17 protein-coding genes, 2 rRNA genes and 1 riboswitch are annotated in these 21,180 nt (G+C 59.2%); of the genes, 15 read left to right on the forward strand and 4 right to left on the reverse strand.

Features of this window, described 5'->3' with window-relative positions; translation table 11 throughout:
• Positions 1 to 119, forward strand: a 16S ribosomal RNA gene (locus DLM86_RS31035); the annotation flags it as partial.
• Positions 120 to 216: 97 nt separating this feature from the next.
• Positions 217 to 333 (forward strand): 5S ribosomal RNA (rrf, locus tag DLM86_RS31040).
• Positions 334 to 495: 162 nt separating this feature from the next.
• On the opposite strand, the gene DLM86_RS31045 is transcribed toward rrf, so the two are convergent.
• The 4 genes from DLM86_RS31045 to DLM86_RS31060 form a co-directional block, all read right to left on the reverse strand.
• Positions 496 to 2,016 carry an ABC transporter substrate-binding protein gene (locus DLM86_RS31045; RefSeq protein WP_245955053.1) on the reverse strand — a complete coding sequence of 507 codons (1,521 nt, stop codon included), beginning with the start codon at positions 2,014 to 2,016 and terminating at the stop codon, positions 496 to 498.
• A gap of 112 nt (positions 2,017 to 2,128) precedes the next feature.
• Positions 2,129 to 3,004, reverse strand: coding sequence for a carbohydrate ABC transporter permease (locus DLM86_RS31050; RefSeq protein ID WP_110844086.1), 876 nt, complete (start codon positions 3,002 to 3,004; stop codon positions 2,129 to 2,131).
• Positions 3,005 to 3,029: 25 nt separating this feature from the next.
• A complete protein-coding gene (locus DLM86_RS31055) occupies positions 3,030 to 3,980 on the reverse strand; it encodes an ABC transporter permease (RefSeq protein ID WP_110844040.1) in 951 nt (316 codons plus the stop codon).
• A gap of 220 nt (positions 3,981 to 4,200) precedes the next feature.
• Complete coding sequence (locus tag DLM86_RS31060) at positions 4,201 to 6,558, reverse strand: helix-turn-helix domain-containing protein (protein WP_158289726.1); 2,358 nt, start codon at positions 6,556 to 6,558, stop codon at positions 4,201 to 4,203.
• Between the two features lie 163 nt (positions 6,559 to 6,721).
• Here DLM86_RS31060 and DLM86_RS31065 point away from each other — a divergent pair, with 163 nt between their 5' ends.
• The 13 genes from DLM86_RS31065 to purF all read left to right on the forward strand — a co-directional run bounded on the left by DLM86_RS31065 (position 6,722) and on the right by purF (position 21,101).
• Entirely contained in the window at positions 6,722 to 7,534 is an 813-nt protein-coding gene (locus DLM86_RS31065; protein ID WP_110844044.1) for an alpha/beta hydrolase, read from the forward strand.
• Positions 7,535 to 7,618: 84 nt separating this feature from the next.
• Entirely contained in the window at positions 7,619 to 7,822 is a 204-nt protein-coding gene (locus DLM86_RS31070) for a hypothetical protein (protein WP_110844046.1), read from the forward strand.
• A gap of 138 nt (positions 7,823 to 7,960) precedes the next feature.
• Complete coding sequence (locus tag DLM86_RS31075; RefSeq protein ID WP_110844048.1) at positions 7,961 to 9,361, forward strand: extracellular solute-binding protein; 1,401 nt, start codon at positions 7,961 to 7,963, stop codon at positions 9,359 to 9,361.
• Positions 9,362 to 9,519: 158 nt separating this feature from the next.
• Positions 9,520 to 11,271 (forward strand): polysaccharide deacetylase family protein, encoded by a 1,752-nt coding sequence (locus DLM86_RS31080; protein ID WP_110844050.1) that lies wholly within the window; start codon positions 9,520 to 9,522, stop codon positions 11,269 to 11,271.
• A gap of 164 nt (positions 11,272 to 11,435) precedes the next feature.
• Positions 11,436 to 12,023, forward strand: a complete 588-nt coding sequence (locus DLM86_RS31085) for a Uma2 family endonuclease (protein WP_110844052.1) — start codon at positions 11,436 to 11,438, stop codon at positions 12,021 to 12,023.
• Between the two features lie 138 nt (positions 12,024 to 12,161).
• A riboswitch (purine riboswitch) is annotated at positions 12,162 to 12,263 on the forward strand.
• Positions 12,264 to 12,419: 156 nt separating this feature from the next.
• Positions 12,420 to 12,917 (forward strand): 5-(carboxyamino)imidazole ribonucleotide mutase, encoded by a 498-nt coding sequence (gene purE / locus DLM86_RS31090; protein WP_110844054.1) that lies wholly within the window; start codon positions 12,420 to 12,422, stop codon positions 12,915 to 12,917.
• Positions 12,917 to 14,080 (forward strand): 5-(carboxyamino)imidazole ribonucleotide synthase, encoded by a 1,164-nt coding sequence (gene purK / locus DLM86_RS31095; RefSeq protein ID WP_110844056.1) that lies wholly within the window; start codon positions 12,917 to 12,919, stop codon positions 14,078 to 14,080. The genes purE and purK overlap by 1 nt, the downstream gene beginning before the upstream one ends.
• Before the next feature lie 87 nt (positions 14,081 to 14,167).
• Positions 14,168 to 15,463 (forward strand): adenylosuccinate lyase, encoded by a 1,296-nt coding sequence (gene purB, locus DLM86_RS31100; protein ID WP_110844058.1) that lies wholly within the window; start codon positions 14,168 to 14,170, stop codon positions 15,461 to 15,463.
• Between the two features lie 33 nt (positions 15,464 to 15,496).
• On the forward strand, positions 15,497 to 16,387 hold the full coding sequence (locus DLM86_RS31105; protein WP_110844060.1) for a phosphoribosylaminoimidazolesuccinocarboxamide synthase: 891 nt from the start codon (positions 15,497 to 15,499) through the stop codon (positions 16,385 to 16,387).
• A gap of 52 nt (positions 16,388 to 16,439) precedes the next feature.
• On the forward strand, positions 16,440 to 16,682 hold the full coding sequence (purS, locus tag DLM86_RS31110; protein ID WP_110844062.1) for a phosphoribosylformylglycinamidine synthase subunit PurS: 243 nt from the start codon (positions 16,440 to 16,442) through the stop codon (positions 16,680 to 16,682).
• A gap of 36 nt (positions 16,683 to 16,718) precedes the next feature.
• Positions 16,719 to 17,411 (forward strand): phosphoribosylformylglycinamidine synthase subunit PurQ, encoded by a 693-nt coding sequence (purQ, locus tag DLM86_RS31115; RefSeq protein ID WP_110844064.1) that lies wholly within the window; start codon positions 16,719 to 16,721, stop codon positions 17,409 to 17,411.
• Positions 17,389 to 19,632 (forward strand): phosphoribosylformylglycinamidine synthase subunit PurL, encoded by a 2,244-nt coding sequence (gene purL / locus DLM86_RS31120; protein ID WP_110844066.1) that lies wholly within the window; start codon positions 17,389 to 17,391, stop codon positions 19,630 to 19,632. Before purQ ends, purL begins: the two co-directional genes overlap by 23 nt.
• On the forward strand, positions 19,617 to 21,101 hold the full coding sequence (purF, locus tag DLM86_RS31125; RefSeq protein ID WP_110844068.1) for an amidophosphoribosyltransferase: 1,485 nt from the start codon (positions 19,617 to 19,619) through the stop codon (positions 21,099 to 21,101). Before purL ends, purF begins: the two co-directional genes overlap by 16 nt.
• The last annotated feature ends 79 nt before the right edge of the window (positions 21,102 to 21,180 follow it).

Raw genomic sequence — 21,180 nt, forward strand, 5'->3', positions numbered from 1 at the left:
CAACACCCGAAGTCGGTGAGGTAACCGCAAGGGGCCAGCCGCCGAAGGTGGGGTAGATGATTGGGGTGAAGTCGTAACAAGGTAGCCGTATCGGAAGGTGCGGCTGGATCACCTCCTTTCTATGGAGATCATGGCATGGCGATCATGCCGGATCATAATACTTGCACCGCTCGTTGTTCGGTTTTGAAGGAGCAAACCTTCTTCAACAGCAATCCGTTTGGTGATGATGGCGGAGGGGATCCACGCGTTCCCATCCCGAACACGACCGTTAAGCCCTCCAGCGCCGATGGTACTTGGACCGCAGGGTCCTGGGAGAGTAGGACGTTGCCAAGCGGTAAAGCCGCTCTTTTCGCAGCAATGCGGAAGGAGCGGCTTTTTTACGTTTAACGACATGAATGATCGGACAAGACGTGTAGAAGGCTGCGGTCGCCCGCAGCCTTCTGGAACAATCTCGGTGCCTGTCCTCCGGGATGCGATCCCCGGCTTTCCATTCGCTTACTTCTTGTTGGCCGCCTTCCATTCGTCGAGCTGGCGCTGCATTTCCGCTATGATTTTGTCGACGTTGGCCTTCTTCCGCTTCTCGATGTACTCGTTCAGCTTTTCCTTCGGATCGACGGCTCCCGTATTCAAAGGAGGACCGTATTGGTCGCTGACCGCCTGAATATTGGCGATTTCCGTCAGCACCGGCTGCGGATCGAACGTAAACCCGAGAATGGGGGAGGCGACGGCGGTTTCGTTTTCCTTCAGCGTTTGTTGGACGATCTCTGGCTTTTGGCCTTCGCGAAGGTAAGCGTTAAACCCGTTGCCGAAAACCCAAGTTTGGTTTGGATCATAGCCCCCGTTGGGAATCGGCTTGATCGTACGCTCGTCGATTTTCGTATAATGTTTCCCTTCGATGCCGAACGCGACCGTATTGAGCAGATCCTTGTCCGAGTTAAGCAGCTCCAAAAACTGGAGAGCCCGATCGGGATGCTTGGACGTCTTGCTGATGGCTTGAATCGACTGAATAATCGTGTTCGTTCCTACAAACGGCTGAGTGATCGGAATGGCGACGACGTCATTGTTTCCGAAAGCCGTTCTTTCCTCGTCTTCCCGTCCCGGCTTGAGCACGTTGTGGAAATAGGAGACGACTTTGCCCGCCTTCAAATTCTCCTTGTCGCTCTTCAGTGTCGGCGCGTCCTTGTTGATAATGCCTTTTTGGTACCAGCTATGCATCAATTCCAAGTAAGATTTGTATTCCGGCGTCGCGACGATGTCCACGACTTTCAAATCCTTATCGTTGCGGTAAATGCCTACATAGTTCGAGATAAGCTCAAGATTGTTGTATGTCGTCTTCATGCCTTCAAATTTGCCGCCTCGCGTCATGGAGAACGGAATAACGTCCGGTTCGGCCTGCTTGATCTTCAGGAAGAATGGCTCCATGTCCTCCAGCTTCTTAACGGATGAGACGTCCAGGCCGTATTTCTCGATATATTTCTTCTGTACGAGAAAGCCTTCTTTATTCGTGATCGTTTGGTAATTGAGGATGCCGTACGTCTTGCCGTCAACCTTCAACGCTTCCCACACGACCGGAGGAAGCGTCTTTTTCAAGTTGGGAGCGGTGCCGTCCAGCATGGCGTCCAGCTGCACGAAGGCTCCTTTGCGGGCGTTCTGCGCATAGTTGAAGCTCCAGAAGGACGTCCAGGCTATATCAAACGTTTCGTTGGAAGCGACCATCGTGTTCAGCTTCTGCTCGTAGCTGGCGCCGTCTGTCGGTCTCAGCTTGATCGTGGCATTGATTTTCTCTTTCGTGATCTTGTTGATCGCCTCCTCGACCGAGGCGGTATCCGGCTGCGTGCTCCACTGCGGGTAGTACCAGACCAGTTCGACCGGCGAGAGCTTGGACGCTCCGTTCCCCGAAACCGAGGCGGGATCGGCAGACGGCTTCGCGGCGCCACCGCCGCAAGCGGCAAGCAGTCCGGAAAGTCCGACCGACATGGCGATTAGAACAGGCAGCTTACGATTGATTGATTTCATGTGTGACCTCCTGTAAAGGTAAGTGTATAAGTTGCACCCGGGCAAAGCAAGACGCCTGACGCGTGGCTCACCTCCTTGCCTGCGGCGCGGCCGCCCGGTTGGAGCACGTGCGCTACTCTTTCAGCGAGCCGACCGTCAGCCCTTTGACGAAATATTTTTGAAAGAAGGGGAAGATAAACAGCATGGGACCCGCCCCGAGGATTGCAAGCGCCATTCGCGTAGACAAGCTCGGGAATTGCGACAAATCGATATTGCCGCTTATATATTGGGCGTTGCTGGAAAAAAACTCGATCGAATTGAGCGTTCGATACAGCAAGAGCTGAAGCGGAACCAGCTTCTCGTTGTCCACGAAAAGCAGCCCGAGCCACCAATCGTTCCAGTAGGAAAACGAGATGAACAGCCCGACCGTCGCGAGCGCCGGCGTCGAAATCGGCAGAATGATTCGTCGAAACGTAGTAAACTCTCCGGCGCCGTCGATTTTGGCCGATTCGACGATTTCGAGCGGCACTTTGTCCAGGAAGCCTTTCATGATCATGACGTAAAACGGATTGAGCAGGTACGGCACGATCAGGACGAGCAGCGTATCCTTCAAGTGCAAATATTTCGTAATGAGGATGTAGAACGGAACGAGACCTCCGCTGAACAGCATCGTGAAAAAAACGTACAGCGTCGTGATGCGCTTGTACCGGTAGTCGCGCCTGGAAATCACGTACCCGATCATGGCGGTAAGAAGCAGGCTGAGCGCCGTCCCCGCGACCGTGACGAAGATCGTGACGCCGTAGGCGTTCAACAGCTGCTTCGGGTGCTTGAATACCGTCTCGTAAGCCAGCGTACTGAACTGCTCCGGTATAAACCGATAGCCGTTGCGGATCAACGACGTTTCGTCGGAGAACGAGATCGAGACGACGAGCAGGAGCGGCAAAATCATGCACAATGTGACGGCTATGAAGATCAAATGGATGACGAACAGCGGCAATCGGTCTTTCATCATGGACACGGTCGTTGCCTCCCCTTTACCATAACGCATGGTCGCGGTTCAGTTTTTTGATGACGGCGTTGGTCGTCAAGACGAGGACAAAGCCGACGACCGACTGATAAAGCCCGACGGCAGCGCTCATGCCGACGTCGCCAAGATTCCGCAGCGAGCGGTACACATAGGTGTCGATAACGTCCGTAGCCGAATACAGGAAGCTCGAATTGTTCGGAATAAAAAAGAACAACCCGAAGTCCGCACGGAAAATGCCTCCGATCGCCACGATGAACAAGACGACGATCAGCGGCGTGAGCAGAGGCAGCGTGATGCGCATCGCCATTTGCCATTTGGTGGCGCCGTCGATTTTGGCCGCTTCGTAATAGCTTGGGTCGATTCCGATGATGCCGGCATAGTAGACGAGCGCCGAGAAGCCGACCGTCTTCCACAGATGGACGATATTCAACAAGTAAGGCCAATGCCGGGCTTCCTGGTACCAGTTGACGGGACTCCAGCCGAGAGACGCGAACAAGCTGTCCAAGTAACCGCGATCCTGCTCGAGAAACGCGAGCGTTACATACCCGACGACGACCCACGAGAGAAAGTGGGGCAAAAACATCGAAGTCTGGTAAAGCTTGACGAATGTTTTCGACACTTCGTTCATCATCATCGCGAACAGCAAGGCGAAGACGGTCGTCAGGACGATGAACCCGAAGTTGTACAAAATCGTATTTCTCGTAATGAGAAGCGCGGTTTCGGAAGAAAAGAAAAACTTGAAGTTGTCCAGCCCGTTCCATTCGCTTCCGAACAATCCGAGATCGTAGCGGTAGCTTTTAAACGCAATAATGAGGCCCACGAGCGGCAAATAGCTGAAGACCAATTTAAACAAGACGGCCGGAAGCGAAAGCAAGAAGAGCTCCTTGTTTTTTTTGAAATGCTGCCATTCGGCCGCGATGCGATTTTTTGGGCCGGCCGGTGCACCGGATGCGGACATATTCGTTCCCCTCCTGATGGTTGTATCGCCGTATGGCGTCCTTCTTTTATATAAGCGCGAAGGGACAGGCGGGGATACTGGTAAGATTGTATTTTGCTTCTCCCGGCGACTCCTCAATTCGTACTTTACTGCTCAAGCGGCGCTTTTGGCCGGATTCCGCGCTCAATAAACGAGGGCCGCCCCCATCTCCATATCGGGAGACAGGAACGGCCCCAAAGGCTCATGTGATCATGTCGGCGGGTCCGGGTCCCGCCAAACTCCTTTTCAACCGGTATTCTTTCGGCGTAGTGCCGTATTTGTTCTTGAACTGTTTGAAGAAATGACTTTGCGTCCGATATCCGACTTTTTCCATAATTTCGTTAATGGTGTAACGTTCGTTTTCCAGCAGCCGAAGCGCTTCGGACAATCGGACGTCGTTCATATACTCCGTCAAGGAAACGGAGGAGTTCGCGCGAAACAGGCGGCCGAGGTAAGCGGACGACATTTTCATCGAATCGGCGATCGACTGCAGGCTCAGGTCCGGGTCCGCGTATTGAGCGTAGACCAGCTCCTTGATGGTGTCGATGATGACTTCGGTTCGCGTCTCGGGGCTTGGACGAATCTGCTCGGTCAGACGGTCGAACAGCTCGTGCAGATGCTCGCGGATTTCGTCCAGCGTTTCCGATTCGAACATCTTCCCGTGTACATCCTGCCAGTCGACTTCGATGGCGAGAACGCGGTTGTTGTTCATCTCGGTAACGGCGCTGCGAATGACGATGAAGACGTGAAGAATCGCATGCTGCATATGGTCGTAGCTCAGCTTCGAAGCATACTCGAGCAGCTGGGCCAGATGGTTGCGCAGCGCGGCCGGCCGATTGGCCTTCAAATCCTCGATGATCCGCTTCTCCAGCTGCGGATTGATAGGCAGCGCCGTGTTGTCGATGTTGGCTTGCACGTGCTCGGCGGTCAAAAGCGCATGCCGGCCGTAAACCATCCGGTATTGCAGCAAGGCGCAAGCATCCCGGTACAGGTCGGAGATGGCCCGGTAATCGGGCGCCTTCCCGCTTATGGCGAACGAGAGGGAGATGCGGTAAAATTGGCCGACTACCGTCTGCACCCGCCGAAGCAAAGGGAGAAGCGTTTCCTGTGCCGCTGCCTCGCCATCCCCGATACTGATGATCAGTCCGAAATGATCGCTTTTCATATCGATAAATTGCGTTTCGAAACGGGACGATACGATCTCGGTGGCGATATTGCCGATGGCGAACGGATGAAGTCTCCGGTCGGCCGGCGCGAGTCGGGAGTAGGTCTTGAAATCGTCGATTTTGGCGACGGCTACGACATAACCTCCGGATGGATCGATCCGGACCCGAGGCTTCCCGGTCAGCTCGCGGAAGCTGTCGGCATCGAACGACGGGCTGTCGGCAAGCAGCTTGCGCAGCCGGTAATGCACAAGGGTGTCGGATTGGTTTTCCCGGTCTTTCTCGATATCGTTCATGGCTTGCGTAATATAAGCCAGCTCGTCTTGCGCTTCCGAAAGCGGAAGGCCGGCCGCCGGAATCGGCGAGCGGGCTTGCCGCAGCAGCTTCTCGATCGGCTTGTACAATCGTCTCGAAAGCGGGAATGACGCCATAATCGAGAAAAGGACGAGCATGAAGGCGATTAATGCAAAGCTTCCCCGCATTTCGAATACGTCGCCGAGCGCCGCTTCATAGGGTTGTATGCTGACCAAGTACCAGCCGTTCGATTCCCTTTTCTTAAAACTGACCATCTGGAGGGCGTCGTCTGTGCGGAACGTGAAAGAACCGTTCGCTTGCTGCGAATGCTCCAGAACGGCGCGGCTCAGCCGCTCGGGCTCGAATGCGAGCGGCTCCCCGCCGCGAACGAACCATTCGCCTTGGGCGTTCATGATAAGAATCGTTTGACGCGCGTTGCCGGAAAGCTCGTTCAGCAGATGCAAATTGTCGAACAGCCATTCCGGCTTCACCGTCAGCAGAACTTTGCTGCTCGTCCCCCCTGCGCGGCTGCCGTTCTGCGGCATAAATACGGAGTAGACGAACAAGTCGACCGGTCTTCGGTGACTTTCCCCCCGATCGGCATCCGCATTCCATTGCAGCGGAATCAACTGCAACTGCGGGATGGAATCGTCTTCCCTCACGCGGTCCCCGAAACGTCGCAGCAGTCCGTCGGCATCTTGCTGAAACAGCATATCGGTCGAATAGAACGTATCCGAATTGGCGTTAAAAATCGTGATGGCATGCAGATAAGGATTGGAGCTGGCCAAATGATCCAGCTTGAGCAGCTTGGAAGGCAGCTCGAAAACGTTCTCGTCGGCTCCATACAGCAGCGGGATCGTATCGGTATCGAAAAATACGGATATCGCCATATTTTTGACCGACTCGTTCATCGAAGCGATGTTGTAGTCGATTTGCGACAATATTTTCAAATTCGCTTCCGACTGCATGTGCAGTACGGTCCGTTCGGACTTGAAATAAAGGAGCAAGGACGAAGAGGTTACGAGCGCCACCATGATGACAATCATCGTGGCCAACAGACGGCGTAAATATTTTCTAGTCGCGTAAAGCTTGAAAAAATTCAAAGCACGATCCCCCCGATATTGACCATTATCCGACATCATTCGTCATGTTTCAATGCGGAAAACGCATTTGCCGACAAGACGACGGGCGTAAAGTTGCCGGAGCGGCATCGACTGTTATAATAGAGAACGAACCTATTTTGCCGTATCGGGAGCGTGATCGGTCATGACAGTTCGGCCCGTCCCTTTTTTCTCCGGGGCGCTATACGCCAGAAAATCCTGCTTCGTCTATTTGCCGCCTTCTTACGAGCAGCAGCCCGACCGGTCTTATCCGGTCGTTTATTTGCTTCACGGCATGTACGGCAGCGAGAGCAGCTGGCTGCAAAACGGCCAGGCGGAGCAAACGCTCGATCGCCTGATCGCGACCGGCGAGCTGCGGGAATGCATCGTCGTGATGCCGAACGACGGCGGCTACGGACACGGGACCTTTTATCTCGATTGGTATGACGGCTCGGGCAATTACGAACAATATCTCCTATACGACCTCCTTCCGTTCATCGACGCGAATTTCCGCACGATCCCGGACCGCGTCTTCCGCATGGTCGGCGGCTTGTCCATGGGCGGCTTCGGGGCGTTCTCGCTCGCCTTGCGTCACCCGGACGTGTTCGGCGCCGCCGCAAGCCTTTCGGGGGCGCTCGGCTCGGCGAGCAAGCTGCCGTACCGCGACTTCTCGCGCTCGGAATGGGCGCGCATGATCGGCCCCCAGCAAGGCGACTATGCGAAAGCGCACGACCTGTCGCTGCTCAGCGCGAGACGCTGCCAAGACGCGCTGCGCCCGTCGCTCTATTTCGATTGCGGTCGGGACGACTATTTGTTTGCGCTGAACGAGCAGTTCAAGCGGCATTTGGACGAGATCGGCTACCCGTACCGGTACGCCGAATACGACGGGCAGCACAATTGGGAGTATTGGACCGAGCATTTGCCCGACATGCTCCGGTTTTTCGAAAGCTGCTGGTCGGAAGTCGCGCCGGTCGGCTGATCGTCGGGCCAGCTGGGGAAATCGCCTTTTCGGATATACTAAGCTTGCCTGCGGGACATATCCGGAAAGGAGAAGCGATCGCTCATGACCGAACCGACTGCCGGGGCATCCAGCTCCGATTCCGTCATCGAGGAGAAGAAGCTGGGGGAGAAAGCGAGCTGGGAGCTGCCGGAGGACGATACCGCCACGTCCGGCGCCGACTCGGTGCCGACGAACTACAACCGGAATCTGGAGAGCTACATCAAGCCGACGTTCGAGGTGGAGAAGTCGCCCGGACGGCTCGGCTGACAGGTTTACCCCCGAAAGCCGCCGACTCGTTCGGCGGCTTTTTTGCGCTGCCGTTCCCTAGACAGGCCCTGCAAAATTGCTCATAATGAAAGGAACAAGACGTGAGCGATTCGACTTTTCATACTGGGGGATTCGGTTTTGGGTAACGGGGTACGGAGAACGACGTTCAGGGAACGCTACGCCAACCTGCATCGGCATTTGCGAACGAACATTTTGTCCGGCGAATGGATGCCGGGCGACTATATTCCGCCCGAGAACGAGCTCGCCCAATCGTTCCGGCTCAGCCGTCCTTCCGTCCGAAAAGTGTTGAACGAGCTGGCCGAAGAAGGGCTGATCCGGACATTGCACGGTAAAGGCTCGATCGTAAGCGAGCCGGATGCGCCAAGCACGGTGCTGCGTTTGTTTTGGGGGATGCCTTCCTTCGAATTCGAAGCGATTAACCGCATCGTCGAAACGTTCAATCGGTCGAACGGCCGGGTGAAGGTCGAGATGATGCAGGTGCCGCGCGAAACGCTTACGGCCGCGACCCGGGAAGGGGCGTTCCCCGGACCGATCAAGCCGGATTTGATCGGCTTGGCGAATACGCTGTTTTTCCAAATAAGCGATCGCGAGCCGGACAAGCTGCTCAAGCCGCTGGCCTGGCCGGAGGCGCGCGAATTTTACGAGCCGTACGTGCGAGCCTTTTCCCACCGGGGGAAGCTGTGGGCGGCACCGATCACGTTCGCTCCGATCATTCTCGTATACAACAAGTCGATGTTCGATGCGCATCATATCCCATACCCGGACGAAAGCTGGACGTGGGACGAGCTGCTCAAGACGTCTCGGGCGCTGACGGAATACGACGGCGATCAGGCGGAGCGTTACGGCTTCAGCTTCACGGCGAGCGTGAACCGCTGGCCGCTGTTCGTGCTGCAGAACGGAGGGACGTTCGTCGAAGGCGGGGAGCCGCTCCCTCGCGATGAGCGAACTCTCGAAGCGCTGCAATTTACCGCCGACTTGATGTACAAGCATAAAGTGTCCCCGATTTTTTCCACGGGGAAGGCGCGGACGGGAGAAGAGCTGTTTTTGCGGCAAAAGGTCGGGATGATTTTGACGTCGTATACGTTTCTCGATCAGTTTGAGGATATCGGCTTCGATTGGGATTTCGTCCGGTTTCCCGGCAGCGTGACGGACGCGGGATTCGGCATCGCGACCGGCGTCGGGATCAGCGCCACGTGCCAATCGGAGCAGGCGGCGATGCAGTTTATCGACTTCATGACGTCGGAATCGGCGCAGAGCGATTTGAAAGCGAACGTCTGCTCGATACCTTGCCGGAGAAGCGTCGCCGAATCGCGAGAGCTTCCTCATCCCCCGGTGGCGGGGGACCGCTATTACTTATTCGAGCGGCTGACGGAGCACACGCGGACGATGAAGGATCTCGGTCTCACGTACGGGCAGTTCACGGAGCTGGACAACGAGCTCGGCCTGCTGTGGGCCAACGTGGAGTCGGTTGACGGCGTATGGAGCACGCTGCAAGACAAATGGCGGAGCTGTAAATAACAAACGGTACGATCCGAAGGATCGGCCGTTTTTTTGTTTCGGCGAAAAGGATGCTTCGCCCGTGCACATTTGGACATTTTCGGGAATTGACGGTTTCGGGCCGGCGTACTATGATGTAAATAAGTTGTAAATAACTTGGGCGAAACGGGTGAGCGGTCATGATACATGTCCTATGGAACGAACGGCGTGCGGAAGAGGTGTGGCGGCAGGGGCGGGACGAATACGCGCCTTACTTGTTCGAAATATTGCGGCAGGCCGGCTTCGCTTATCGGGCGTGGACGCCCGAAGCTTGGCTGAACGAGCGTCCGGCCGGCATTACGATCGTAATCGGGCTGGATGAGTCGGCGGACTGGTCTTCCGTTTTCCAGGCCTATTGCGACAACGGGAACGCGGTGCTCGCCGTCGGCGACACGCACGGACTGGACGGGGCGCTCGGGGTGCGGCGGGTCCGGGCGGCGAAGGAAGGCTGGATCGGCTGGAACGGTTCCCCGCTGGCGGACGGGCTGCGAAGCTCGTTTCACTTTTTCGGAGCCGCACTCGTCACGACGGCGGAAGGCGTCGACGCTCATGGCGAAATCGAGACGCTCGCCGGTGCCAAGAACGGCCATCCGGCGGTGACGGTGAAGCGCTGCTCCGCCGGTGCGGCCGCGTTGTTCGCCGTCGATTTGGCGCGGACGTTTTGCCTCATCCAGCAAGGGATGCCCGTGCTGAAGGACGGGGTGCCGTCCCCCGACGGAACCGGTGCGATCGACGACGATATTTACAAGTCGGACGACGGCGTCGTGCTGGACTGGGTGCGGGACCGCGATTCGGTCGAAGGCGGGGCGCCCTTTTACCTTCATCCGATCGTGGACGAATTTCGCATCGTGTTCGTACGGCTCCTCCATCGTCTCCGCGAGACGGCGAGCCGGCCGCTCGCCCAAGTGTGGTTTTGGCCGGAGGGGCGCGAGGCGATCGGTCACATCTCGCACGATACGGACGGCAACCTGGTCGACGCCGCCGGCATGATGCTGGACCGGCTGAAGGAAGCCGACGTCCGCTCGAGCTGGTGCGTCATCATGCCGGGCTACCCGGAGGACGTGTACCGGCGAATCGTCGCCGACGGCCACGAGGTGGCGCTCCATTACAACGCGCTCGAGGCGGAAGGGGCGTACTGGGACGAGGGGCTGTTCAACGAGCAGCTCGACCGGTTGAAAAGCCGGATGGCCGCCATCGGCGAGCCGACGCGCATCTGGACGAACAAAAACCACTATTTGCGCTGGGAGGGCGGCGTGCAGTTTTACGCCTGGTGCGAGAAGGCGGGCATCGTCGTCGAGCAGAGCAAGGGCGGAACGAAGCAGGGGAACAAAGGATTTTCCGCGGGCACGTGCCACCCGTACTTGCCGGTCGCGGACGCGGCCGAGCGCAACCGGACGATGGGCGTCTACAGCAATCCGACGCTCGCCTGGGACCCGCCGGTTCCGCTGCGCTGTACGGCTGCGGAGGCGCGGGCGCTCGTGGATCGAAGCAAGGACGTATACGGCGTGGCGCACTTCCTGTATCATCCGAGCTCGTTCAAAACGTACGGCGCCGAAGTCGGCGACGCCTTCGTCGAGCTGATCCGCTACGGCAAGGAGCAAGGCTTGCCGTGGTGGACGGCGGTGGAGCTGTACCGCTGGCTGGAGCTGCGCCGGACGGTCGAAGCGACGGTGGAGGAAGACGCGTTGCTGATCCGGGCGGGCGGCGATTGCGCGGGACTGACGATACTGCTGCCGGCGGACAGCGTTCCGGCGGAAGGAACGGCCGCCTCTGTCGTCCGAAGCGTCCGGGCCGTCGAGCGTTTCGGCCTGCGCCTGCAGGAGTGGGTGTTGGATGCGCCGAGGGGCGAGCTTCGCATTCCGCTTCGCGTTACGGTCGGAGCGGCGGGATAACGTTCGAGCGGCCCTTTCGCGGAATCGGGGGCGGGGATACGGTATCTGTCGAGCGAAGTCGATCTCCGCAAGGGCGTCGGCTGCCGGCGATTGTGGTATAATGGACGGGACGGCGAACGATCGCCGATACCTGCGGGCGGCTGCGCCCGATCGGAGGAGCCGGTATGGAGCCGAAGAAGAAACCCGACCTCATCCGCGAACGCCCGATGACCTACGAAGATTATGCCGCGCTGCCGGACGAATACGGTCGTTTCGAGCTCGTGGACGGCGTGCTGGAGGCGATGAGTCCGGCGCCGACGCCGCTGCATCAGCTCGTCAGCTTCGAAATTCAGCGCACGTTGGCGGACAGCTGCTTGTCGGAATATTTAATCGTGTTCGCCCCCATCGACGTAGTCCTTTCTCAAAAGGAAGTCCGCCAGCCCGATTTGATCATGATCCATCGAAGCCGGTTGCACATTTTGTCCAAAAGGGCCGTCACCGGTCCTCCCGACTTGGTCGTCGAAATATTGTCGGACTGGTCGATTCGCCGGGATAAAGTGAAGAAGAGCAAGGCGTACGCCCGGTTCGGCATCCCCGAATATTGGATCGTCGATCCGGCCAACGGCAGTCTGGAGCAGTATGTGCTTACGGAGGATCGATACGAGCTGGCGGACGTTTTCACGGGCGACGAGCCCGTACGGAGCGACAAGCTGCCGTGCGTCGGCTTCACGATGCAGTCGATCATGAGCCGGATTCCGGAACTCCCCGAATAGGGGAGTTTTTTGTTGCAAGCGGAATGTTCGGGTTTTCGGGTAATTCACGAACTTTACAACAATATGGACACAAAAATGTTCGCCTTTTAAGTTGACATGGCCATGTTACCATTGATAAACTAAAGAAGCGAAAACAAACGAATACTAAACGAAGTTTCTCGTATAATGCCGGGGATATGGCCCGGAAGTTTCTACCCAAGAACCATAAATTTTTGGACTACGAGCGAGCTGAAAGCGGAATGGGACGCCGTCCGCGGCGATCCGGCATTCCCTTTTTCGGGTTCCGCACGCGCGGAAACGGCTTTTTCGATAGCTTAGTCCATCGGGCAGACGGCGCGCCGTTTGTCACTGGACTTTTTTCATTTTTACTATTCCACGCAGGAAAGAAGGTCGGACATGGCGGCGAAGGTTGGCGTCATTATGGGAAGCAATTCCGATTGGGAAACGATGAAGCACGCTTGCGGCATTCTCGACGAGCTGGAAGTGCCCTACGAGAAAAAAGTGGTGTCCGCGCACCGGACGCCCGACCTGATGTTCGAATACGCGGCATCCGCACGGGAGCGCGGCCTGCAAGTCATCATCGCCGGAGCGGGGGGCGCGGCCCACTTGCCCGGCATGGTCGCTTCGAAGACGGAGCTGCCGGTCATCGGCGTGCCGGTGAAGTCGTCGTCGCTGAACGGGCTCGACTCGCTGCTGTCGATCGTGCAGATGCCGGGCGGCATTCCGGTCGCGACGGTAGCGATCGGTCCGGCGGGAGCGACGAACGCGGGGCTGTTGGCCGCGCAAATTCTCGGCATCACCGATCCGGAGCTGATGGACCGCTTCCTGAAGCGGCGCGAGCAGCTTCGCCAGCATGTGCTGGCGATGAGCGAGACGTTGGGGGCGGACGCGTGATGAGCGGACGAAGCGGCGACAACGTCATCAAGCCCGGCGGTACGATCGGCATCCTCGGCGGCGGGCAGCTCGGCCGGATGCTGGCGCTCGCCGGCCGGGCGATGGGCTACCGGTTCGCGACGCTCGACCCGACGCCGGACTCGCCGTGCGGGCAAGTGGCCGACGAGCAGATCGTGGCGGCGTACGACGACGCCGAGGCGGCCCGGAAGCTGGCCGAGCGCTCGGACGTCATCACGTACGAGTTCGAGAACGTCGATGCGGGCGTGGCGGCGATGCTGATGAGCGAATCGTACGTGCCGCAGGGCAGCGAGCTGCTGTACACGACGCAGCATCGGCTGCGCGAGAAGCGGGCGATCGAGGCGGCCGGCGTCAAGGTGGCGCCGTACCGGGAGATCGGCAGCGCAGAGCAGCTGCGCGAGGCGGTGCGCGAGTTCGGCACGCCGTGCGTGCTCAAGACGGCGACGGGCGGCTACGACGGCAAAGGCCAATGGGTCATCCGCTCCGAGGACGAGATCGGCGAGGCGTACGAGACGCTGAGCCGGGCGAAGACGGAGCTCGTGCTCGAGCAGTTTATTCATTTCGAGAAGGAAATATCGGTGATAGCGGCACGAAGTCCCCGAGGGGAAGTCCAAGCGTTCCCGGCGGCGGAAAATATTCATGTCGATAATATTTTGCACTTGTCCATCGTGCCGGCGCGGGCGTCTGAGGACGTGCTGAAGCGCGCGGAGCGGATGGCGGTCCGTATCGCGGAATCGATGCAGGCGATCGGCCTGATCGCGGTCGAGATGTTTTTGACCCGCGACGGCGAGCTGTACGTCAACGAGCTGGCGCCGCGGCCGCACAATTCCGGGCATTATACGATGGAGGCGTGCCGGACGTCGCAGTTCGAGCAGCACTTGCGGGCGGTATGCAACCTGCCGCTCGGTCCGGTCGAGCTGCTGACGCCGGTCGTCATGGCGAACGTACTCGGCGAGCACGTCGCTCCGCTCCTCGAATGGATGGGCGACGAAGCCGGCTTGCCGGACGGCGTGGCCGCGAAGGTGCACCTGTACGGCAAGCACGAAGCGAAGGCGAAGCGCAAGATGGGGCACGTCAATCTGCTTACGGACGACGTGGAGAAAGCGATCGACTGGGTGGAACGCTCCCCGATTTGGAAAGGTTGACTTGGCAGGTCCGACACTCGCGGCCAACGGCCGTTAACGCCTTAGATCTTTTACCCCCTAAACCAATTCACGACGGAGGTTCACATCATGCTGCAGCGGTACAGCCGGCCGGAAATGGCGGCGATCTGGACGGAAGAAAACAAATTCAAGGCATGGCTCGAAGTCGAAATTCTCGCGTGCGAAGCGTGGTCCGAGCTCGGCGTCATTCCGAAGGAAGACGTCAAGGCGCTGCGGGAGAAGGCGGGCTTCAGCATCGACCGCATTTACGAGATCGAGGAGGAAACCCGCCACGACGTCATCGCCTTCACCCGCGCCGTATCCGAGACGCTCGGATCGGAGCGCAAGTGGGTGCATTACGGCCTCACCTCCACCGACGTCGTCGATACGGCGCTCGGCTATTTGCTTCGGCAGGCGAACGAGATTATCGAGAAGGACTTGATCCGGTTCATCGAGATCGTGAAGGAAAAGGCGATCCAGTACAAAAACACCCCGATGATGGGCCGCACCCACGGCGTCCACGCGGAGCCGACGACGTTCGGCCTCAAGATGGCGCTCTGGTACGAGGAAATGAAGCGCAACCTGGAGCGGTTCCGGGCGGCCGCCGACGGCGTGCAGTACGGCAAAATTTCCGGCGCGGTCGGCACGTACGCGAACATCGATCCGTTCATCGAAGAATACGTGTGCGGCAAGCTCGGCACGAAGCCGGCTCCGATCTCGACGCAGACGCTGCAGCGCGACCGCCACGCCCAGTACGTAGCGACGCTCGGCCTGATCGCCACGTCGCTGGACAAATTCGCCACCGAGATTCGCGCCCTCCAGAAGAGCGAATTCCGCGAGGTTGAGGAGCCGTTCGCGAAAGGGCAAAAAGGCTCGTCGGCGATGCCGCACAAGCGCAACCCGATCGGCTGCGAAAGCATCTCCGGCTTGGCGCGCGTCATCCGCGGCCATATGATTTCCGCCTACGAGAACGTGCCGCTCTGGCACGAGCGCGACATTTCCCACTCGTCGGTGGAACGGATCATTTTGCCGGATTCGACGATTTTGATCAACTATATGCTGAACCGTCTCGGCAACATTATCAAAAACTTGACCGTGTTCCCGGACAACATGCTGCGCAACATGAAGCGCACGTACGACGTGCCGTTCTCCGGCCGGGTGCTGACGAAGCTGATCGACAAAGGCTTCAGCCGCGAGCAGGCGTACGATACGGTGCAGCCGAAGGCGATGCAGGCGTGGGAGGAGCAGCGCTCGTTCCGCGACATCGTCGAGAACGACCCGGTCATCCGCGAGCAGCTGACGCTCGAGGAGATCGCCGATTGCTTCGATCCGAGCTGGCATTTGAAGCACGTCGATACGATTTTCAAACGTCTCGGATTGGGCTGATCCCATCATACGGAATAGAAGGAGGCTTTCGCCTTGAGCGCAACGACGGCCATATCGTCCGCCGCGGAATACGTCAACGCTCCGCTGCTGTATAAAGGAAAAGTGCGGGAAATTTACGAGCTGGGCGATCATTACCTGATCGCGGTCACCGACCGGATCTCCGCTTTCGATTACGTGCTCCGCCCCGCCGTGCCGGACAAGGGCAACGTGCTGAACCAGCTGAGCAAGTTCTGGTTCGAGCGGACGGCCGATTTCATGCCGAACCATGTCGTTCACGCCGACGTGGAGAAGCTGCCGCAAGGACTGATCCGCGACGCCGACGTCATGAAGGACCGCTTCATGGTGACGAAGAAGGCGAAGCGCATCGACATCGAATGCGTCGTGCGCGGCTATATTACCGGCGGCGGGTGGAGACAATACCAAAAAACGGGCGAGATTAACGGCATCAAGCTTCCGGAAGGGATGCGCAAAAACGAGAAGTTCCCGCAGCCGATCTTCACCCCCGCGGCGAAAAACGACGTCGGCCACGACGAGGACATTCCGTTCGAACGGATGGAGGAGCTGGTCGGCAAGGACATCGCAGCGGAGCTGCGCGACAAAAGCTTGAAGCTGTACGAATATGCGCACGCGTATTGCGCCGAACGGGGCATCATCCTGGCCGATACGAAGTTCGAATTCGGCATCGTCGACGGCAAGGTCATCCTGATCGACGAAGTGTTCACGCCGGACTCGTCGCGTTTCTGGGCGAAAGAAAAGTACGAGCTCGACATCGAGATCGACAGCATGGACAAGGAGCCGGTCCGCACGTACTTGGCGGGCTCCGGCTGGGACAAGAACAGCGAGCCCGATCCGCTGCCGGATTCGGTCGTCGAAGAGACGTCGCGCCGGTACCGCGACATTTTGAACCGTTTGACGGGCCGGTAAGCGAACGCTCCGACCGTTCCCGATCGATCCGATAATGAGGAGGAACTCCCCCATGATAAAAGCAACCGTCTACGTGACGATCAAACAAAACGTGCTCGATCCGCAAGGCAGCGCCGTCCAAGGCGCCCTGCACTCGATGGGCTTCGCCGAGGTCGGCAAAGTGCGCATCGGCAAATATATGGAGCTCGAGCTTGACACGGCCGACCGCTCCGAAGCGGAAACCCGCGTCAAAGCGATGTGCGAGAAGCTGCTCGCCAACACCGTTATCGAAGATTACCGTTTCGAACTGAACTGATCGACATCCTTCACTCCCAAAGGAGGCATCCGTCCCATGAAATTTGCGGTTCTCGTGTTTCCCGGCTCGAACTGCGACATCGACTGCTTTAAGGCGGTCGAGCAGACGATCGCTCAGCCGGTCGAATACGTCTGGCATACGGCGACCGATCTGTCCGCATACGACGCCATCCTCGTCCCGGGCGGCTTCTCCTACGGCGATTACTTGCGCTGCGGCGCGATTTCCCGGTTCGCCCCGGTTATGAACGAAGTGGTTAAAGCCGCGGAGCAGGGCAAGTTCATCCTCGGCATTTGCAACGGATTCCAAATTTTGCTCGAATCGGGCCTCCTGCCGGGCGCCATGCTGCGCAACCGGACGCTCAAGTTCCGCTGCCACTCCGCGGCGCTGCGCGTGGAGAACAACGGAACGCCGTTTACGACGCAGTACGCGAAGGGCGAAGTGATCGACATTCCGATCGCCCACGGCGAAGGCAACTACTACTGCGACGACGCGACGCTGGCCGAGCTGAAGGCGAACAACCAGATCGTGTTCCGCTATCACGGCGACAACCCGAACGGCTCGGTGGACGATATCGCCGGTATTTGCAACAAGCAAGGCAACGTGCTCGGCATGATGCCGCATCCGGAACGCGCGGTCGACCAGCTGCTCGGCTCCGAGGACGGCAAACGGATGTTTACGTCGATTTTGAACGCATGGAGGGAGAAACATGGCGCAGCAGCTGTCCGTTAAGGAACCTACGGCCGAACAGATCGCGGAGCAGAAAATTTACAAGCAAATGGGCGTAACCGATTCGGAGTACGACCTCATCTGCGGCTTCCTCGGACGCAAGCCGAACTACGTCGAGATCGGCGTGTTCAGCGTCATGTGGTCGGAGCATTGCTCGTACAAAAACTCCAAGCCGATTTTGAAAAAGTTCCCGATTACCGGTCCGCGCGTCCTGATGGGCCCGGGCGAAGGGGCAGGCATCGTCGACATCGGCGACAACCAAGCGGTCGTGTTCAAGATCGAAAGCCATAACCACCCTTCGGCGATCGAGCCTTTCCAAGGCGCGGCGACGGGCGTGGGCGGCATTATCCGCGACATTTTCTCGATGGGCGCGCGCCCGGTGGCGCTGCTCAACTCGCTTCGGTTCGGCTCCTTGACGAACGACCGGGTGAAATATTTGTTCGAGCACGTCGTCTCGGGCATCGCCGGCTACGGCAACTGCATCGGCATCCCGACGGTGGCGGGCGAAGTGATGTTCGACGAAAGCTACGAGGGCAACCCGCTCGTCAACGCGATGTGCGTCGGTCTCATCGATCACGATAAAATTCAAAGAGGCGTCGCCAAAGGCGTCGGCAACCCGGTATTCTACGTCGGCCCGGCGACCGGCCGCGACGGCATCCACGGCGCGACGTTCGCCTCGGAGGAGCTGACCGAGGAGTCGGAAGCGAAGCGTCCGGCCGTCCAGGTGGGCGACCCGTTCATGGAGAAGCTCGTGCTCGAAGCGACGCTCGAGCTGATCGACTCCGGTATCGTCGTCGGCATTCAGGACATGGGCGCCGCCGGTCTCACCTGCTCCAGCTCGGAGATGGCGAGCAAGGCGGGCAACGGCATGGAGCTGTACCTCGACGAGGTGCCGCAGCGCGAAGAGGGCATGACTCCGTACGAAATGATGCTTTCCGAGTCGCAGGAGCGGATGCTGTTCGTCGTCCGTCCGGAGCACGAGGCGCAGGCGAAAGAAATTTTCGAGCGCTGGGGCCTGATCTGCGCGAAGGTCGGGAAAGTAACCGACGACGGCCGTCTGAAGCTGTTCCACAAAGGCCAAGTCGTAGGCGATATGCCGGTCAAGGCGCTCGTCGACGAATGCCCGGTGTACAACAAGCCGTCCCAAGTGCCGGCCTACTACGTGCAGCAGGCGTCGGTCGACACGACGCGCTACGCGGAAGTGACGGACTTGACGGACGCGCTGAAGCGGGTGCTCGCGTCCCCGACCGTGGCGAGCAAGGAATGGGTATATAACCAATACGACTACATGGTGCGGACGAGCACATACGTGCGTCCGGGCTCGGACGCGGCCGTCGTCGGCGTGCCGGGCACGCGCAAGGCGCTGGCCATGACGACCGACTGCAACGGACGCTACGTCTACCTCGACCCGGAAGTGGGCGGCGCGATCGCCGTCGCCGAAGCGGCGCGCAACATCGTCTGCTCGGGCGCGGAGCCGCTCGCCATTACGGATAACTTGAACTTCGGCAGCCCGGAGAAGCCGGACATTTTCTGGCAGCTCGAAAAAGCGGCGGACGGCATGTCCGAGGCGTGCCGCAAGCTGAACGCGCCGGTCATCGGCGGCAACGTCAGCCTGTACAACGAAAACGCGAAAGGCGCGATTTACCCGACGCCGGTCATCGGCATGGTCGGACTCGTGCACGATCTCGATCATATTACGACGCAAGGGTTCAAGAAGGAAGGCGACGTCGTCTTCCTGCTCGGCGAGACGAAGGCGGAGCTCGGCGGCAGCGAATTCCAGAAGGTGCTGCACGGCGTCACGGAAGGACGTCCGCCGCAAATCGATCTCGATACCGAGAAGAAGCTGCTCGACGCCGTCCTCGGCGCGATCCAGCAAGGGCTCGTCGCTTCGGCCCACGACTTGTCCGAAGGCGGCCTCGCGGCGGCGCTCGCCGAGTCGTGCATCAGCGGCCGGATCGGCGCGAAAGTAAGCCTCCGCACCGAGCTGCGCAGCGATATCGAGCTGTTCAGCGAAAGCCAGTCCCGCATCCTGCTCAGCGCATCACCGGAACAAGCGGACGCGCTCGAAGCGCGCATCGCGCAAAGCGGCGTGCCGATCCGCCGGATCGGTACCGTACAAGGTCAAGATTTGCAAATCGAAGTCAACGGCACATCGGCAATCCTGTCCCCCGTCGCTCAGCTAGAAAAGGTCTGGAAGGATGCGATCCCATGTCTGATGCAATAAAGTTGCCCGCCGAGGCGCTTTGGAGCGGGGACTTTTACAACGAAGGCATCAATCGCGACAATTTGTTCGATAAATTGAAGGAAGAATGCGGCGTTTTCGGGGTGTTCGGTCACCCCGAAGCTTCGCATTTGTGCTACTACGGGCTCCACGCCCTGCAGCACCGCGGCCAGGAGAGCGGCGGCATCTGCGCGTCCGACGGCAGCCAGTTCCACTACCATCGCGGCATGGGGCTCGTCAAGGAAGTGTTCGACAACGACAAGCTGGTGTCGCTGAAAGGCTCCGTCGCGATCGCCCACGTCCGCTACTCGACGTCGGGCGAGAGCAAGCTGGCGAACGCGCAGCCGCTCGTGTTCAAGTACCGCGAAGGCGATCTCGCCGTCGCCACGAACGGCAACATCGTCAACGCCCCGGAAATCCGCAGCCGGCTGGAGCGGCAGGGGTCGATTTTCCAGACGTCGAGCGATACGGAGGTTGTGGCGCACCTGATCGCGCGCTCGCAGCATGACGATATCGTCGACGCGGTGAAGGAGTCGCTCGTGCAGCTGAACGGGGCGTACGCGTTCCTGTTTATGACGAACGGCAAGCTGATCGCGGCGCGCGACCCGCACGGGCTGCGGCCGTTCGTGCTCGGCAAGCTGGGGGGCGCCTGGCTGTTCGCCTCCGAATCGTGCGCGTTCGACGCGACGGGCGCGGAGTACGTCCGCGACATCGAGCCGGGCGAGCTGCTCGTGTTCGACGCGGAAGGGATGAAGGAAGACCGGTTTTCGCCGCCGAAGAAGCGGGCCGTCTGCGCGATGGAGTACATTTACTTCTCGCGGCCGGACAGCGATATCGACGCGATCAACGTGCATACCGCCCGCAAGCGGATGGGACGGAAGCTCGCGATGGAATCGTTCGTCGACGCGGACGTCGTCACCGGGGTGCCGGATTCGAGCATATCGGCGGCGATCGGCTTCGCGGAGCAGACGGGCATCCCGTACGAGCTCGGCCTGATCAAGAACCGGTACACCGGCCGGACGTTCATCCAGCCGAGCCAGGAGCTGCGCGAGCAGGGCGTCAAGATGAAGCTGAGCGCGGTCCGCAAAGTGGTCGAGGGCAAGCGCGTCGTCATGATCGACGACTCGATCGTCCGCGGCACGACGTCGCTGCGCATCGTCAACCTGCTGCGCGAGGCGGGGGCCAAGGAAGTGCACGTGCGCATCAGCTCGCCTCCGTTCCAAAACCCTTGCTTCTACGGCATCGATACGCCGAGCCGCAAGGAGCTGATCGCTTCGCAGCATTCGATCGAGGAAATTCGCAAGGCGATCAACGCGGATTCGCTGCATTTTTTGACCAAGGAAGGGCTGATCGAATCGATCGGCCAACTGTCCGAAGGCGAGCATGGCGGACAATGCACCGCCTGCTTCGACAACATTTATCCGACCGAGGTGCCGGACGTCGAAGCGGCGGCCTGCGGCGGCTGCGACTGAGCCCAACGCACCTTATTCGATACGTTGAACTTACCCGTGCATCATCTGCGCGCGAAGCGGTCGATTGGCCGTTTGCGCG

This window comes from Paenibacillus flagellatus, assembly GCF_003217775.1.
In the GTDB taxonomy this organism is placed as follows: domain Bacteria; phylum Bacillota; class Bacilli; order Paenibacillales; family NBRC-103111; genus Paenibacillus_AB; species Paenibacillus_AB flagellatus.

Bases quoted from the DNA above. Each gene is read 5' to 3' on its own strand.
- DLM86_RS31065 (WP_110844044.1), top strand. From the start codon at position 6,722: ATGACAGTTCGGCCCGTCCCTTTTTTCTCCGGGGCGCTATACGCCAGA.
- DLM86_RS31085 (WP_110844052.1), top strand. From the start codon at position 11,436: ATGGAGCCGAAGAAGAAACCCGACCTCATCCGCGAACGCCCGATGACC.
- DLM86_RS31070 (WP_110844046.1), top strand. From the start codon at position 7,619: ATGACCGAACCGACTGCCGGGGCATCCAGCTCCGATTCCGTCATCGAG.
- purF (WP_110844068.1), top strand. From the start codon at position 19,617: ATGTCTGATGCAATAAAGTTGCCCGCCGAGGCGCTTTGGAGCGGGGAC.
- purK (WP_110844056.1), top strand. From the start codon at position 12,917: ATGAGCGGACGAAGCGGCGACAACGTCATCAAGCCCGGCGGTACGATC.
- purL (WP_110844066.1), top strand. From the start codon at position 17,389: ATGGCGCAGCAGCTGTCCGTTAAGGAACCTACGGCCGAACAGATCGCG.
- purB (WP_110844058.1), top strand. From the start codon at position 14,168: ATGCTGCAGCGGTACAGCCGGCCGGAAATGGCGGCGATCTGGACGGAA.
- DLM86_RS31050 (WP_110844086.1), bottom strand. From the start codon at position 3,004: ATGAAAGACCGATTGCCGCTGTTCGTCATCCATTTGATCTTCATAGCC.
- purQ (WP_110844064.1), top strand. From the start codon at position 16,719: ATGAAATTTGCGGTTCTCGTGTTTCCCGGCTCGAACTGCGACATCGAC.
- purE (WP_110844054.1), top strand. From the start codon at position 12,420: ATGGCGGCGAAGGTTGGCGTCATTATGGGAAGCAATTCCGATTGGGAA.
- DLM86_RS31045 (WP_245955053.1), bottom strand. From the start codon at position 2,016: ATGAAATCAATCAATCGTAAGCTGCCTGTTCTAATCGCCATGTCGGTC.
- DLM86_RS31055 (WP_110844040.1), bottom strand. From the start codon at position 3,980: ATGTCCGCATCCGGTGCACCGGCCGGCCCAAAAAATCGCATCGCGGCC.
- DLM86_RS31080 (WP_110844050.1), top strand. From the start codon at position 9,520: ATGATACATGTCCTATGGAACGAACGGCGTGCGGAAGAGGTGTGGCGG.
- purS (WP_110844062.1), top strand. From the start codon at position 16,440: ATGATAAAAGCAACCGTCTACGTGACGATCAAACAAAACGTGCTCGAT.